Here is a 14,508-nt window from a genome sequence, read left to right on the forward strand (position 1 = left end):
AGCTCGGTTTTCAATCCCCCAAAAGTTATGGAAACCGCGATGTTTACTATCAATTCTTTCGTCCTTTACGTCACAGATATCAACGCGAGTAAGGACTTTTATTCGCAAACTTTTCAGTGCGAGCCAAAAGTGCTTTCTCCCAGTTTTGTCGCGTTAGATTTCGCAAATAATGTCACTATCACACTTAAACAAAGTAATGCATTAGTACCTAGTAGTGATGTCAATGGAGGCGGTACAGAACTCTCAATACCAGTGGCAGACAAATCTAGGCTGGATACATTGTTTGAAGAGTGGCGAGCTCAGGGCATGCACTTTGCACAACAGCCAGAAGATTCTGTTTTTGGCTGGAACTTCGTTGCACTTGATCCTGACGGGCACCGCATTCGCGTATTTACTCACTAAAAAAGCGTAAAAAGTCAGAAAAACCGTTTAATAATGTGCTTTTTAGGCATTCCCATTCAGTCGGCAATAAATTAGACTCAGTCAAACGCCCAAGAAGTTTGAATTATTGATAAAAAAGGAATGCCAATGAGCTCAAGTATGATCCTTAATGAATCGCTGATTGTAAGTGGCCGAGATATCCCACTAAAAGAATTGTTGTATGCGAAGCGTGTACTTGATAATTACATGGCTGTGGCAAAAGAAAGTAGCCCGCTCGAACTGCTTACGGAAATGAAATCGGCGGCAAAACAAGTGGAATACTTCACTACCAATGATAACCCTTGCGAAGCGCGTAACGTCATCAGTAGCATGATTGATGAGATCGACAGCGCTGAGTCGTTTGACTCGTTCAAAGCACTTGCAGGTAAGCCTTCTCAAGCATTGAACGAGCTGATTGAAGATCGCGCTCAGTTGATTAAACACGAGCGCGAATTACTGTTGGCTTCAGGCTACGACGCCTCTCGTATCTGATCCCGCTTTCAGAGAAATATGGCACATAAAAAAGGAGCTCATTGAGCTCCTTTGTTGTTTCCAAATCTGTGGAAATATATAGCCTCCGAAAATCGTTGTGCTATATGTTGGCGCTACAGGCCCATGTCTTCAGTGATCTCTTTAATCTGTTTCAAGTCCATTTTGTTAACTTCAATGAGCTGGTCAACTTGGCTAAGTCGGGAATTGGCCTCATCGTGTTTATCACACGCGTCAGACTTCACATCCCAAGATTTGCCTTCCAAGAAAACGTCACACTCTTTCTTGAGCTTCTCGATCTTCGGCATTAACGCTTGACGCTCTTTCTCGAGTGACTCAAGTTCCTGTGAGATTTGCAGTTCTTTACGGAACACTTCACGTGAGCGCTCAAACATGGTTGCTTGCATATCTGCTTGGCGGTTTAGCTTGTCGTTCTCGCTTTTGGTCGTGTTCAGCGTTGCTTTCTGTTCTTTCACTTGAGACTCAAGCGACAAGTTCACTTTCTCCACTTCAGTCAGCTGCTCTTGAAGTGCTTTCAGTTCCGCTTTGTGCGCTTCTTCTTTCTCTGTCAGCAGCTTCGCAACCTTTACGTCGATCTCTTTATCTATGCCCGCTTCGCGTGTTTTCACTTGAGAGACCAAGTTAGTTTTATCTTGTGCCAGTGCTTGGTACTTTTCTTCCAGCACTTGATAAGTGGATTCCCACTTGCTTGCTGTCATTGCTGAGCCAGCCAATCCACCGAATGCCAAACCCAACACGGCCGCAATCGCAATATAAATGTGAGTACGCTTATCGCGTTCCTCAATGACAACTACTTCGTCTTGGTCTTCAATATTATTTTGAGAAGTCACCGTATCTTACTCCAAGGACTCTACTGGTTGGCTAGCGAGTGAGTTCCGCAATCATAATTGACGCGGTATAAATTAAGAATGCGCCGATCAAAGTAATCACGGTCGCCTTTTGGACTTTTTCATTGGTACGATAACGAAATAGCACAAACGCTACTCCAATCAATACCGCTATGGCTAACAATCTGGTCATACCGTCTCCTTGTCCAATAATAAAAACTTATCCGATCCCATAGACAGCTGTTCAAGGAATCATTGTAACCTAATTCTACGTTGCTTACGGTCAACTTAGCGTAGATTTTGAAGCGATTGCTCCCGTTTTGATCAATTATCTGTTCTAAACTGAACAACTTATCGCCAAGCCATGCGATTCTCATCAACAAATAGGGTTAATCTCTTCCCTTCTATACAAACCAACAATAACCAGCCCGAGAAAGCATTTGGTTAGTTAATCAGCAAGCCTATGAAACTAAGACAACAAAGGCGCCATAATATGCTGAAAATAAATCTTCATTTGGTGTTGAAATGGTAACAAAACATGATAGAGTTCACACGTTAATGGTGACCAGCATCATTAACTAACCTTTACTCATTTAATTGAGTAAATGTTCCGATGAAGACTGCAGGAGAGTGGTTATTAACTAAATTTTAACATTTAGTTAGGGTAACTCGCCGAAGAATTAACTATTTCAGGTGCTACCTTAGTAGCGGGGACTGTAGTTGGAGGAACCTCTGGAGAGAACCGTTAAATCGGTCGCCGAAGGAGCAAGCCCTGCACATGTGTGTAGGGTGAAACTCTCAGGCAAAAGGACAGAGGAGTGGAAAGTAACAACCTAACTATTTGGCGTTCCCGCCTTATTTTGAATAGCGTGGCTATTAGAGATCATTGATCTCGTCCTTTCCCTCTTCTCCTTATTAGTTGTTTTATTAAGGGGAAATCATGAACGACCTACAATCTTTACTTCAAACCATTGATAACTTTGTCTGGGGTCCACCACTGCTGCTTTTGCTTGTGGGTACCGGTGTTTACTTCACTTTTAGCCTAGGCATGATCCAATTTAAACACCTGCCAACTGCGTTAGCGATGGTATTCAGTAAAGATAAGTCATCTGATAAACAGGGTGACGTTTCTAGTTTTGCAGCGCTATGTACTGCGCTGTCTGCAACCATTGGTACAGGTAACATCGTTGGTGTTGCTACCGCAATCAAACTTGGTGGCCCTGGTGCCCTATTCTGGATGTGGCTCGCTGCCCTATTCGGTATGGCAACCAAATACGCTGAGTGTCTTCTTGCGGTGAAATACCGTCGTGTTGACGACAAAGGCCAAATGATTGGTGGTCCTATGTACTACCTGCAATATGGTGTTGGCTCGAAAGCGCTGGCTATCATGTTCGCGGTATTTGCATTGGGCGTTGCCTGTTTTGGTATCGGTACCTTCCCTCAAGTGAATGCGATTCTTGATGCAAGCGAGATTTCTCTTGGTGTAAACCGTGAAATGTCTGCTTTTGTCCTGACACTATTAGTGGCATTCGTAACCTTAGGTGGTATCAAGTCGATTGCCAGCGTAGCGGGTAAAGTGGTTCCAGCAATGGCGCTATTTTATGTGCTGGCGTGTTTAAGTGTGATCATCATGAACGCAGACCAATTGCTGAGCGCAGTTGAGTTGGTTTTGGTGTCAGCCTTCACTTCAACCGCAGCGACAGGTGGTTTCTTGGGGGCAAGCATTATGCTAGCTATCCAGTCAGGTATCGCTCGCGGTGTATTCTCAAACGAATCCGGTTTGGGTAGTGCACCTATGGCAGCTGCAGCAGCGAAAACAGACTCTTGTGTTAAACAAGGTCTGATTTCTATGACAGGTACTTTCTTCGATACCATCATCATTTGTACTATGACTGGTCTAGCTTTGATCCTGACAGGCGCTTGGCAAAGTGACTTCTCTGGTGCAGCGATGACAACCCATGCATTTGCAGTAGGCCTAAACGCAGCAACATTTGGCCCAATGCTAGTGTCTATCGGTCTTATGTTCTTCGCGTTTACCACAATTCTTGGTTGGAACTACTATGGCGAGCGTTGCGTTGTGTTCCTATTCGGTACCAAAGCGGTGCTTCCATACAAGCTGATTTTCGTTGGTTTGGTGGCATCTGGCGCGTTCCTTCACCTCGATATGATTTGGCTACTAGCTGATATCGTAAACGGCCTGATGGCAATTCCTAACCTGATTGGTTTAATTGCTCTGCGCCATGTGGTGTTGGAAGAAACAAAACTGTTCTTCAAACCGTCATCTCAATCGGATGATTTTGATGCAGTGAAAGCATAAGCCAAGCTAGAAACTCTAAGCCCGCTGAATTCAGCGGGCTTTTTCTTGGCTTGAATTCCATCTTTTTCTAACCTCCAATTCCCTTTCCCCATTTAATTTTCAATTCGCTTAATAACCCTGAAGATATTACAAATTAACAAGTTTTATGACGATATATGAAATCAATTTTTTCACCATAAGCCGTTCGATAAATGAGTAGATACTAAACCATTATGTCATTACCGAAATAGGTGAGATTCATCTGAAAGTTTTTCAATTGGTTTAAGTTTGGTACTACACGAGATTGATGTTTAGCGACTATTGTGCTTTATTTTATAAAATGAAAATTAGGTATTAACTAATTCATATTTAAATGTGACTTTTGTGACGCCTATTCACACAAAGTAAAGTGTAATGTTCTTTTTCGTTTCCCCTTGCTTATTATAAAAACAAAAACTGTCGTATGAACTTATATAATCCTATTAAAAACACGCTTTCTAATGGTGAAAAAACAATAAAGATCGGGTACCGAGAATCGCAGATTCTTACCCTTTTACTGGAACGCTCCCCTGAGGTTGTGAAAAAACAAGACATTGTTCAATTCGCTTGGGGAAATGAGTACATCGGTGAAACTTCGCTAGCCAAAAGTATCAGCGTACTCAGACAAAGCTTTATCAAAATCGGTATCAAAGACTCCCCTATTCTCACGGTTCCAAAGGTCGGATATCGCTTGGTGGAGGACGTCTTGTTGAATGAGTGTCTCGTTACCATCAACGCTCCAAAAGAGGAAAGAGTTCCGGCTAAACCAGAAGAAATCTCTCAGCCCGCGTATGCCATTAAGCAAAAGCCGGGCTATCGAAACCTAGTTTGTTATGTTGTATCACTGAGTTTCTTATTTGCCGCCGTTCTAATGGTAGCGAGTAAGTATCACAGCTCTTATAGCCATCCTCAGTTTAGTAGGTTGCTCAATGAACATACCGTGGGCTCGCTTGAGGTTTATATGTCTCCTAGCACCTCATTGTCACTCCGAGTTCAAGAGTTACTCGCAGAGAACCAATGCCAATGTGTTGTTTATATTGAAGAAAATAACGGATTTTCTGGGCTCTCCTGGCTTAATAAAAAAACGCGAAAGTCAATCAATGTGTTTTACACACCAGACCAGTTTGAGCAAGCCTCGAAGACCATTGCTCAGTTTGTTGCGGAGGAGAGACGATGAAACCCTATATCGCTGTTGCCCTGTCTTGCCTATTGTTCCTTGGGGCCTGGAATCTACCTTGTCGTCATAACGCCGAGGATAATCGTTATCACCACACTATTGTCGATATTCTGCCTGATGACCATACCCTACGCATCGATGGATTAACTAGAGTAAACCACGGAACTATTACACATATTGCCTCTTTACAAGATGAGTCCATGTCTAATCCAATAATCCTGAGTTTCAAAGGCACATCTCGACCTTACTCTGATGTAAACCTATCCATATCTGGCAAAATGAATTTGTTATCTGTACAAGAGATAAGTCCAGCCATCGACGACTCGTTCCTGTCACCTTATCTCGTTTTAAATGATGACCCCATCCACTTCAACTTCGAGATAATTCAACAGAACGAGGTTTTTTCGCTCATTAAAGATAAACAAACTGGACGAACAAAACTTCTTGCTAAAAGATAAATGGCTACCTGAACTTTTCTTTATGACCACAAACCCTCATGGATGAGGTATGTCTGATTATCATTTCTTTCTGCTTTTTATCTAACTTTTCACTTTAAAAAAGCACTTACTAATATTTATTGCCCCCACTCATTATGTGTCTATACTTTATCAAACCAATACGGTTTAGATATTACTGATATAAAAATTAAAGATTACTCCGTAAAAATATATAGACTTCCTTTATATCGTTATTTTCGTAATTAAAATCGTCCTAAACCCAATTGGTAAGGATACTATCTTCTTACTAGCTAAAAAGCATTCGGTTTCAATAGTTATCTAATAACAATGGTGACAATATAAGTGACTGAATAAAAATGTAATAAGATTTCAACTATTTTCATTACTATCAAACCTATCAGTATGAAAAGGTAATTATGACCGCAAAAAGTGCGGCTTATAAAACAATATAAAAATGCAATCATGAGGGAACGTTCATGCAACACATCAACATTAGCCTTTTGTCAGCAGCTATCCTATCTACATTCGCAACTGGCGCACAGGCGAAAACTTACCCCGACCAAATCGTTCTTGATCAGCTCGGCGAAGATGTCTGCCGTTCAGGCTACCGTCCACTTGACCGATATGAAGCGGAAGAACAAAAAAGTGCACTTCTCGACCGCATGGGACAGTGGCAAATTACCGGCCTAAAAGGTGATTGGGTGATCATGGGACCGGGTTACAATGGTTTGATTAAGCGTGACTTACCGAACGGTAAGACCTTTTGTTACCCTGATGAAACGCAGTCTGAAATCCCAAATTATTCTGCCATTGCCGTTCCAGAAGGGGGCGAGATCGATGTCCAATACGAATTGGTGACAGACCGTTCATACTTCGTTCGTCCACTCAGCTACCTAGCCCACTATCTTGGCTACGCATGGGTTGGTGGTAACAATAGCCAATACGTGGGTGAAGACATGAAGATCGAACGCGTCGGTGACGGTTGGGTCATTCAAGGCAACAACAGCGGCTCTTGTAGTGGCTACCGTTGTGGCGAAAAAACAAAAATCACTGTGAATAACTTCGCCTATACCCTAAACGATAAGAATTTTTGGCATGGCGAAGTGATTGAGTCTGAGCGCGAACTGGTCGATACCGTTTGGGCGACAGCGAGAAACTACAGTAATACCCCGCAACAAATTGTTGTCGACTTAAAACTTACAGAATCAACAAACTGGTCAAAAACCAATAGCTATGGCTTTGCTCAACAGGTCAAAACCGAGAACGAATTTAAGTGGCCTTTGGTTGGTAAAACCAAGTTAAGCATCACCTTCGATGCTAACCAGAGCTTTTCTAACTCCAACGGTGCATCCACCAGCAAAGACGTGACCTTACAAGCTCGACCTATGGTGCCTGCAAACTCTGAACTGCCAGTGCGCATTGAACTGTATCGTTCAACCATTTCCTACCCTTACCGATTCAACGCAGACATTAGTTACGACGTAAACTTTAATGGTTTCTTGCGCTGGAGTGGTAATGCTTGGCATACCCACCCTGACAATCGCCCATACAGAAGCCACACGTTCACAATGGGCAGAGGCAGCGAACAATCTGCGGATATCCGTTATCAGTGGGATCACCGCTACATTCCGGGCGAAGTAAAATGGTGGGATTGGAGCTGGGCAATCCGTGAAGCAGGATTAGGAAGCATGCAATATGCGACGGGCGCAAGCTTACGTCCATTCCACTCTTATGTATCTGGTGATTTCTACGCGGAATCACAGTACGCAGGTACGATAGAAATTGGTCAGCCAAGTCCACTTGGTTTACGTGCTCGCTCTACTGATACCCTTTCTGGAGGGGCAACACAACGCGTTGGCGATGTCGAAGTCACCACAAACTTTGATGCTAGCAAGCTAAGTGCTCTTGGTTTTGAAGGTGCCCAGATGAGCATACAAGCAGCAGACTAAGTCAAATAACGATAATAATAAATCCCCCCAATGCTTGCCCGTGACTCCCCCTTCACGGGCTTTTTTGTGCGCCCAAACCATTACTGAAATAAGCAACAATCTACTGACCGCTGGGCTGAAGGTATTGATACATTACATAATCAAAGCTATCACCTTTCCCTTCGCTGCCTCTCAAAAATTGCTGTCACGTTGAAGGTACGCATCTCAACGGATTTAGTCTTTAGCCCGACGAAACAGTGTCGGCATAGTATTGAAATACTCTACCTTGAGAATTTAATGCTTTGCTTATGGTCACCACTCCTACGCTTGTTCCTCATAAACATCAATCATTCCAGCTAAAGTGACACTCTCATCAGGCTAACCCTCTGACAGTAATAGGAATTATTTTTCAATTTTTTTCAGTGTTTTTCGACTTGTTTTATATGAAAGAGTACGCCCGCTTTTAGGTCAAAGAATCATAAAGCACTAACTCAATCATTAAAAATAAGGGACATTGTATATATGCCTAACGTCAGTACGCGGCTCAGTATGACGCTTGCACTTTCTTTCTTATCGACGATTGCTCACGGTAAAATCTTTTCTGATCAACTTGTTATCGACAAATTGGAAAATAACCAATGTCGCGCAGGTTACCGCTTGATCACGCATTACGAAGCACTCGAGCACAGAGATTCTATTTTGCCTCGGATGCAAACATGGGACATCATCGGGCTACAAAATGGCTGGGCAATCATGGGCAAGGGCTATCATGGAGAGATCAAGTCTGAACAAGCGAGTGATAAAGCATGGTGCCACCCTATCCATCCAAATGCGGGACTCCCTCGTAACTTCTCAATGCCCATCACCGAAGGAAGTACCACTGAAATTGAACGCAACCTTGTTACAAATGATGAGCACTTTGTTCGTCCCATCAGTTATCTCGCTCACACCCTTGGCTACGCATGGCTTAGCGGGAACCAAGGAAAGTTTGTCGGTGATGACATGGTCGTTAACCGCGTGAATGGTCGCTGGGAAATACAAGGGAACAGTGACGACTCATGCAATGGTGTGAGATGCGATGAAAAAACCAAAATTACCATTCAAGACTTCGCTTACCAACTCAATCCAAAACATTTTTCACATGGTGATGTCTCTGAGTCAACCAAGGAAAAGCTCACAACGATCACCGCGTACGCAATCAATACGCAGGACAGGCCTAAACACATTAACGTTCAGTTTGATGTCGACCAATCAACAAGTTGGCATAAGACTGACCATTCCGTATTTGCCCAAAGCGTTTACATTAGTGATGCATTCCGATGGCCAAAAATTGGGAATACTCACCCAAATGTATCGGTCGATGCCAATCAGTTATTCTCGGACTTAAACAGTAGCACAAGCACCAGTTCAGCGAATCGAGAAGCGAACCTTACGATTCCCGCTCACTCAATTTTGCCAATTCAAATCGAGTTGTATCGCTCTCACATTTCGTACCCATTTCGTATTCGTACAGATATCAGTTATCGCGTAAGGTTCGATGGTTTTTTACGTCATAGTGGCAATGCTTGGCACACTCATCCAGAAAATAGACCGACCACTTCTCATATGTTCACCATGGGAAGAGCAAGCGAACTCAGCGAAAACATCCGTTATCAGTGGGATCACCGATACATTCCTGGGGAGACCAAATGGTGGGATTGGAGTTGGGCAATTCGTACCCATGGCCTAGCCTTGATGCAATATGCGGCTGGAGAGAGCTTACGCCCATACCATTCCCACGTCTCTGGCGCTTTCGAGGCTGAATCACAATATGCCGGGATGATAGACGTCGGCCAAGAATTAACCGTCGATGCCCCTCTGCACTGGGCTGAAGGTTCAACCCCGCAGCAAATTCAAGTAGGCAATGTTACTGTTTTAACAGACTTCGACGCTAGATCTTTAGAGCAACTTGGTTTCCATTCCGCTCGCCTACTCATTCAACCTCTAGACTAAAGCACATGAAAAAGAGACAGGCCAAGTAGCTTGTCTCTTTTGTTTGTATACACCGCCAGATTGAAGCTCAGCATCTATAGTTTAATCTCTTAGCCATTGATGCTCTTCACCCTCACCTTGCTTATTAAAGAATGCAGAATGTTGTTGCTTAAACTGATCAGCCTTGATTTCCGAAATCGGCCATTGGCTGAAGTCCTCTCTAATAAAATGGTTATCAATGCCAAACTCTAAACTTCTCAGCTTTGTGCCTACGAAGCGATAAATGTAGCTCTCTCCCGAACCTTCACACACCATAGGGACATGAGACATAGGCTGACCGTTGACAGAGACCGAAACCCATTTACTGCTTTCTGGTTCACACAGTTCTTGGTTAACGACATCAATCTCAAACTTATTGTCTAGCGTGGTACCGACAAACACCGCCGTTAACTCTTGCAAATAAACTCGTCGTAGCAACAGCTGTTTTGTGTCCTGCGTTCGCGTGGCTTGAATGCCATTTGAAAACGGCTCAAAATAAGACCAATGCCAGTCCCATCTCATTCCTTTTTCAGCAAAGTTCAGCTGAGGTACCGTCTTCCAAGCAACAACGCCAAGCATAAGAGCGATAAAGATAAATAAGGCAATGACAATTCGGATAAGAACACGCATTAGACTGGTTTTTCCACAAGTAGTTTAATACCAAGCGCCACGAGTACAGCCCCCGTAGCCCCCTCCATCCACTTCATGAAACTTGCGTTTTTCAGCAGTGTTTTTGCTGAGTTCAAAGCGCCAGCTAATCCACATTGCCACACCATCGCAATGATGAAATGAATCGATGCCATCAGCATAGATTGCAGCAGTGGAGAGCCTTCAGGATTTACAAACTGGGGCAAAAATGCGAGATAAAATACTGCCGTTTTCGGGTTTAAAACGTTAGAAAGGAAGCCTTCACGGAATGCACGTTTACCACTGTATGCTTGGTGCGCTTGCTCAGAGACCGCAATACCACCACTTGACTTCATCAATGCGCGCAAGCTGATTAGCCCCAGCCAAATCAAGTAAGCGGCGCCTACAATTTTGACCATCTGAAACAACTCAGCAGATTGCGCCAGAACGGCAGAAATCCCGATCGCTGAAAACAGTGCATGAACAAATAGACCAAAGCAAATTCCCAGACTAGTTGTACAGCCGTCCTTAAGGCCTGAACGGCTTGTATTACGAATTACCAATGCGGTGTCCAATCCCGGCGTGAGCGTCAAGATCGTAATGGCAATCAGAAATGCCTCAAAATTCAAAATATCCATATTTTTGTGAAATGTGGTTAAGCATTCCACATCAATACCGTCAAAACATTTAATGTGCAAGCAACTTTTGTGATCTAAGTCGTTGAAAGTCACACTGTGTCGAGACGAGGGCTCGCTCAAACCGTAGAGAGTTTGGACAAAAGATCTGTCATGTTAAAGCGATGAACTCAAGCACATTGAGCGTCTTTACCAATTCATCACACCGCTAAGTTCGTCTGGCTTATCTATACAAGTGCCTGAATTTGTGCACAATAGACCTGCATTATTTGTTAATAAATAGTAAATTAGACTCACTTCTCTATCGACATTGCCTTGATACTGCCTTTTTCTCTGCATCGGTGTCGAGAGATACGAACGTCAAGTTCAAGGACCCCGTTTGGGGCGTTTAAGGAAAGAACATAATTAAGAGTAGTCACATGAGCGCATTTCAAAAACTCGTCGAACATTCAAAAAAAGTCTCTAACTTTGGCCACCTATCTGCAATTGTAGGTTGGGACCAAGCCTCTGTGATGCCATCTGGCGGAGCAGAAGCACGTTCAAACGCCATGGCAGAACTAGAGGTTCACATTCACTCTCTTATGACTCAGCCTCATTTGGGCGATCTATTTGCACAAGCAGAAGAAGAGTCACTATCAAGCCAAGATCAAGCCGTGCTGCGTGAAATGAAGCGCGATTGGCAGCAAGCGAACCTGCTTCCTGAATCTTTGGTACAAGCGCAATCGCTAGCAGGTTCTAAATGTGAACACACGTGGCGCACCCAACGTGGTAATGACGACTGGGCAGGCTTCGAAAAAAACTGGGCTGAAGTGGTAAAGCTGTCTCAGGAAGAAGCGCAAATTCGTGCAGAAGCGGCTGGTACATCGCCATATGATGCAATGCTAGAACTGTACGAACCGGGCACAACATCGGCATCTCTAGATGCCCTATTCGCAGATGTAAAGACGTGGCTCCCATCCATGATTGATGACGCCATTGAGAAGCAAAAAGGCAATAACATTCTGCTGCCAAACGGCCATTACCCTGCTGAGAAGCAAAAAGCGTTGGGCCTGGAAGTCATGAAGCTGCTTCAATTCGACTTTGAACACGGTCGCCTCGATGAAAGTGTCCACCCATTCTGTGGCGGCGTACCAACAGATGTCCGTATTACCACTCGCTACGATGAAAAAGAGTTCGTGCAATCTTTGATGGGTATCGTGCATGAAACGGGGCACGCTCGTTACGAGCAGGGTTTGCCAAAATCGCTGGCTGGTACAATGGCTGGTCAAGCTCGTTCAATGGGCATTCATGAATCTCAATCTTTGTTCTTCGAAATGCAAGTTGGTCGTAGCCAAGCATTTGTAGAGCACTTAGCACGCCTGGCATCTAACCACTTTGAAGGCCCAGAGTTTGCACAAGACAATTTGTCGAAAATTTACACTCACGTAGAGAAAGGCTTTATCCGTGTAGACGCTGACGAACTGACCTACCCTGCTCACGTTATCCTACGTTACGAGATTGAACGCGACCTAATGAACGGCGTGATCAATCACACTGACGTTCCAGAGTTGTGGAACGAAAAGATGAAAGCGTACTTGGGTCTTTCAACTGAAGGTAACTTCAAAAATGGTTGTATGCAGGATATCCACTGGACAGATGGTGCCTTCGGTTACTTCCCGTCATACACCTTAGGTGCGATGTATGCAGCGCAGTTTATGGCAGCGATGAAGCAAACGGTTGACGTAGACGGCGCAATTCTCTCCGGTGACCTATCACCAATCTTCACTTGGCTATCAGACAACATCTGGAGTAAAGCTAGCTTGTTCTCGACCGATGATTTGGTAACACAAGCAACGGGTGAAGTGCTAAACGCAAAACACTTTAAAACGCACTTAGAAAACCGTTACCTATAATAGTAGCGAAAGCAAAAGTAGAATGAGCAGCCCAGTGCTGCTCATTTTATTAGCTTGTTATCCTGATTCGAGCTTCTAACGTTTCCTCGTAAATATCTTCAACATGATATGGCTCTATCGGTGCATCAGAAATAAGCCATGCACCTAAGATAGAATCGTCTTCCGTTTTGATCGAGATACAATCGCCATCAACAAATACAATGTTGAAGCCAAAGTCATAAATGACAACCTCTGAAGAAGGAACAAAGACTTTATCAGTAAAGTTTTCTTTTACTGCTTTACGACTGCGTAAGCTAAGGACTTCTATAAATTCTATTGCCTTAGATGCTTCGAAAAGCTTTACGCCCTCCAGTTGCCCTGCCTTAACGTCTTTTGGATTCAATTCATGAATAAATCTTGCAATGGGCAAATGAAAGTCATGCCCTTGAGGGCTGGTATACCAATCGTTGCTTAACTCAATAAAACCGGCAGGTATCTGGAAAAATAGAGGAGACAGGCTCGTCCCTGTATTCGATTCAAAGCCAGAGCCCTCACTGCTCATCATCACTTTACATTCTAGTCCTATGATGGATCGCAGCGCCTGCACTGATTCACCATCCATCTGATAATTCAGAGTTTCCATTCTCTACCTCCCTAGATCTGGCTAACACGATCAATAACGTAAATTTTATCCTGACGACTAACAAGCAACTTCTGCAATTGCTCGATAAATCAATTTACCCTCTACCGTTTTACTTTCCATTAGTGCGATAGCATCAATCGGTAACGGCAGTGGTAAGATCTTTATATCATCCAGTGGCGCTTGCTTATCGATATGACGAGCTAATGTAATGTGCGGAACGTAGTGTCGTGACTCCGTCGCGAAGCCATCCTGTTCCAGTGCTTCTATCAGTTCATTTTGCAGATTGGTAACAGCATGATTGTCTTCAATACCCAACCACGCTAGTTGTCTGCCACTTTGGTAAAACGAACCTAGATGATCAACAGTAATATGTTTGCAAGAAGACTTCAGATTGTGAAGAATCTTCGTTAGTTGCTGAGACTCCTCATGTGTCGATTCACCAATAAAAGCTAAAGTAATATGGAAGTTTTCTTTGCGAGTGTATCTCCCTACTATCTCATGCTGTTTTAACTTTTCTTGAATTTGCTTGAGCTTTGACTTGCTAGTTTTATCAAAGGTAAGCGCGAAAAATAATCTCATCTGCACGCTCCTAAAGCCACTCTAACCCTTCATAAGGTTGATGCTTTATGCTCTCTAATCGAGAGTATAAATCGCCAGTGTGGATTTCTAACTTGTGGCCATCAGGATCAAGGATGTATAACGACTCCCCTTCACTTTTATTCTCTTTCCATTGGCGAATACCCAACTCGATAATTGTGTTGGTAAAGTCGGTAAAATTTTGCTGTGAAACAGTAAAAGCAATGTGGGTGTAATCATGTTTTTCGTCGGGCTTGTCGACCGATAAACAAAGCCATAGGTCACCCAATGAGAGATACGCACCGCGCTTCCACTTTACATGCCCTTTAAAACCGAGCGCTTTAATATAGAACGCTAGCGACCGTTCTAAATCACTCACCGCTATCGTAATGTGGTTCAATCCTGTCAGCATGACTCGTCCTTGGTAATTCATCATCGCTATTGTGGCAAACAACTATGCAGAATTGAATCGACAGATAAAAGAAAGCCCA

At 43.6% G+C, this 14,508-nt stretch carries 15 protein-coding genes and 1 riboswitch; of the genes, 8 read left to right on the plus strand and 7 right to left on the minus strand.

Annotation, left to right across the window (positions count from 1 at the left end):
- Positions 1-39 precede the first annotated feature (39 nt).
- Both A8140_RS08930 and A8140_RS08935 read left to right on the plus strand, forming a co-directional pair.
- Positions 40-402, plus strand: a complete 363-nt coding sequence (locus A8140_RS08930) for a VOC family protein (RefSeq protein ID WP_005534722.1) — start codon at positions 40-42, stop codon at positions 400-402.
- Between the two features lie 126 nt (positions 403-528).
- Positions 529-912, plus strand: a complete 384-nt coding sequence (locus A8140_RS08935) for a hypothetical protein (RefSeq protein ID WP_005433654.1) — start codon at positions 529-531, stop codon at positions 910-912.
- Positions 913-1,025: 113 nt separating this feature from the next.
- Here A8140_RS08935 and A8140_RS08940 read toward each other — a convergent pair whose 3' ends face one another.
- A complete protein-coding gene (locus A8140_RS08940) occupies positions 1,026-1,760 on the minus strand; it encodes a coiled-coil domain-containing protein (RefSeq protein ID WP_005434001.1) in 735 nt (244 codons plus the stop codon).
- A gap of 31 nt (positions 1,761-1,791) precedes the next feature.
- Positions 1,792-1,950 carry a hypothetical protein gene (locus tag A8140_RS08945; protein ID WP_005434065.1) on the minus strand — a complete coding sequence of 53 codons (159 nt, stop codon included), beginning with the start codon at positions 1,948-1,950 and terminating at the stop codon, positions 1,792-1,794.
- A gap of 529 nt (positions 1,951-2,479) precedes the next feature.
- A riboswitch (glycine riboswitch) is annotated at positions 2,480-2,581 on the plus strand.
- Positions 2,582-2,697: 116 nt separating this feature from the next.
- Between A8140_RS08945 and A8140_RS08950 the strand changes: the two genes are divergently transcribed.
- The 5 genes from A8140_RS08950 (at position 2,698) to A8140_RS08975 (ending at position 9,647) form a co-directional block, all read left to right on the plus strand.
- Positions 2,698-4,074 carry an alanine/glycine:cation symporter family protein gene (locus A8140_RS08950; protein WP_005534720.1) on the plus strand — a complete coding sequence of 459 codons (1,377 nt, stop codon included), beginning with the start codon at positions 2,698-2,700 and terminating at the stop codon, positions 4,072-4,074.
- A 442-nt stretch (positions 4,075-4,516) separates the two neighbouring features.
- A complete protein-coding gene (locus tag A8140_RS08955; protein ID WP_005534718.1) occupies positions 4,517-5,269 on the plus strand; it encodes a transcriptional regulator in 753 nt (250 codons plus the stop codon).
- Complete coding sequence (locus tag A8140_RS08960; RefSeq protein WP_005534716.1) at positions 5,266-5,727, plus strand: hypothetical protein; 462 nt, start codon at positions 5,266-5,268, stop codon at positions 5,725-5,727. The genes A8140_RS08955 and A8140_RS08960 overlap by 4 nt, the downstream gene beginning before the upstream one ends.
- 476 nt (positions 5,728-6,203) lie before the next feature.
- Positions 6,204-7,676, plus strand: a complete 1,473-nt coding sequence (locus A8140_RS08965; RefSeq protein WP_005534714.1) for an aerolysin family beta-barrel pore-forming toxin — start codon at positions 6,204-6,206, stop codon at positions 7,674-7,676.
- A gap of 501 nt (positions 7,677-8,177) precedes the next feature.
- The gene (locus A8140_RS08975) at positions 8,178-9,647 is read left to right on the plus strand and encodes an aerolysin family beta-barrel pore-forming toxin (protein ID WP_050566984.1); all 1,470 of its coding nucleotides are present in this window, start codon (positions 8,178-8,180) and stop codon (positions 9,645-9,647) included.
- Positions 9,648-9,728: 81 nt separating this feature from the next.
- Here A8140_RS08975 and A8140_RS08980 read toward each other — a convergent pair whose 3' ends face one another.
- Positions 9,729-10,295, minus strand: a complete 567-nt coding sequence (locus tag A8140_RS08980; RefSeq protein WP_005534970.1) for a hypothetical protein — start codon at positions 10,293-10,295, stop codon at positions 9,729-9,731.
- Positions 10,295-10,930 (minus strand): LysE family translocator, encoded by a 636-nt coding sequence (locus tag A8140_RS08985; protein WP_005534971.1) that lies wholly within the window; start codon positions 10,928-10,930, stop codon positions 10,295-10,297. Before A8140_RS08985 ends, A8140_RS08980 begins: the two co-directional genes overlap by 1 nt.
- Positions 10,931-11,346: 416 nt before the next feature.
- On the opposite strand from A8140_RS08985, the gene A8140_RS08990 reads away from it, so the two are divergent.
- On the plus strand, positions 11,347-12,819 hold the full coding sequence (locus A8140_RS08990) for a carboxypeptidase M32 (RefSeq protein WP_005534972.1): 1,473 nt from the start codon (positions 11,347-11,349) through the stop codon (positions 12,817-12,819).
- A 49-nt stretch (positions 12,820-12,868) separates the two neighbouring features.
- Here the strand turns inward: A8140_RS08990 and A8140_RS08995 are convergent, their stop codons facing one another.
- The 3 genes from A8140_RS08995 to fos are packed head-to-tail and all read right to left on the minus strand — an operon-like array spanning position 12,869 to position 14,429.
- Positions 12,869-13,441: a hypothetical protein gene (locus tag A8140_RS08995; RefSeq protein WP_005534973.1), complete on the minus strand. Its 573-nt coding sequence runs from the start codon at positions 13,439-13,441 to the stop codon at positions 12,869-12,871.
- 57 nt (positions 13,442-13,498) lie between these two features.
- Positions 13,499-14,020, minus strand: coding sequence for an RNA 2',3'-cyclic phosphodiesterase (gene thpR / locus A8140_RS09000; protein WP_005534976.1), 522 nt, complete (start codon positions 14,018-14,020; stop codon positions 13,499-13,501).
- 10 nt (positions 14,021-14,030) lie between these two features.
- Positions 14,031-14,429 (minus strand): fosfomycin resistance glutathione transferase, encoded by a 399-nt coding sequence (gene fos, locus A8140_RS09005; protein WP_005534978.1) that lies wholly within the window; start codon positions 14,427-14,429, stop codon positions 14,031-14,033.
- Positions 14,430-14,508 lie beyond the last annotated feature (79 nt).

Origin of the sequence: Vibrio campbellii CAIM 519 = NBRC 15631 = ATCC 25920 (assembly GCF_002163755.1) — a bacterium.
Lineage (GTDB): Bacteria > Pseudomonadota > Gammaproteobacteria > Enterobacterales > Vibrionaceae > Vibrio > Vibrio campbellii.

Bases quoted from the DNA above. Each gene is read 5' to 3' on its own strand.
- A8140_RS08955 (WP_005534718.1), top strand. From the start codon at position 4,517: ATGAACTTATATAATCCTATTAAAAACACGCTTTCTAATGGTGAAAAA.
- A8140_RS08965 (WP_005534714.1), top strand. From the start codon at position 6,204: ATGCAACACATCAACATTAGCCTTTTGTCAGCAGCTATCCTATCTACA.
- A8140_RS08935 (WP_005433654.1), top strand. From the start codon at position 529: ATGAGCTCAAGTATGATCCTTAATGAATCGCTGATTGTAAGTGGCCGA.
- A8140_RS08985 (WP_005534971.1), bottom strand. From the start codon at position 10,930: ATGGATATTTTGAATTTTGAGGCATTTCTGATTGCCATTACGATCTTG.
- A8140_RS08990 (WP_005534972.1), top strand. From the start codon at position 11,347: ATGAGCGCATTTCAAAAACTCGTCGAACATTCAAAAAAAGTCTCTAAC.
- A8140_RS08980 (WP_005534970.1), bottom strand. From the start codon at position 10,295: ATGCGTGTTCTTATCCGAATTGTCATTGCCTTATTTATCTTTATCGCT.
- A8140_RS08945 (WP_005434065.1), bottom strand. From the start codon at position 1,950: ATGACCAGATTGTTAGCCATAGCGGTATTGATTGGAGTAGCGTTTGTG.
- fos (WP_005534978.1), bottom strand. From the start codon at position 14,429: ATGCTGACAGGATTGAACCACATTACGATAGCGGTGAGTGATTTAGAA.
- A8140_RS08960 (WP_005534716.1), top strand. From the start codon at position 5,266: ATGAAACCCTATATCGCTGTTGCCCTGTCTTGCCTATTGTTCCTTGGG.
- thpR (WP_005534976.1), bottom strand. From the start codon at position 14,020: ATGAGATTATTTTTCGCGCTTACCTTTGATAAAACTAGCAAGTCAAAG.
- A8140_RS08975 (WP_050566984.1), top strand. From the start codon at position 8,178: ATGCCTAACGTCAGTACGCGGCTCAGTATGACGCTTGCACTTTCTTTC.
- A8140_RS08930 (WP_005534722.1), top strand. From the start codon at position 40: ATGTTTACTATCAATTCTTTCGTCCTTTACGTCACAGATATCAACGCG.
- A8140_RS08950 (WP_005534720.1), top strand. From the start codon at position 2,698: ATGAACGACCTACAATCTTTACTTCAAACCATTGATAACTTTGTCTGG.
- A8140_RS08995 (WP_005534973.1), bottom strand. From the start codon at position 13,441: ATGGAAACTCTGAATTATCAGATGGATGGTGAATCAGTGCAGGCGCTG.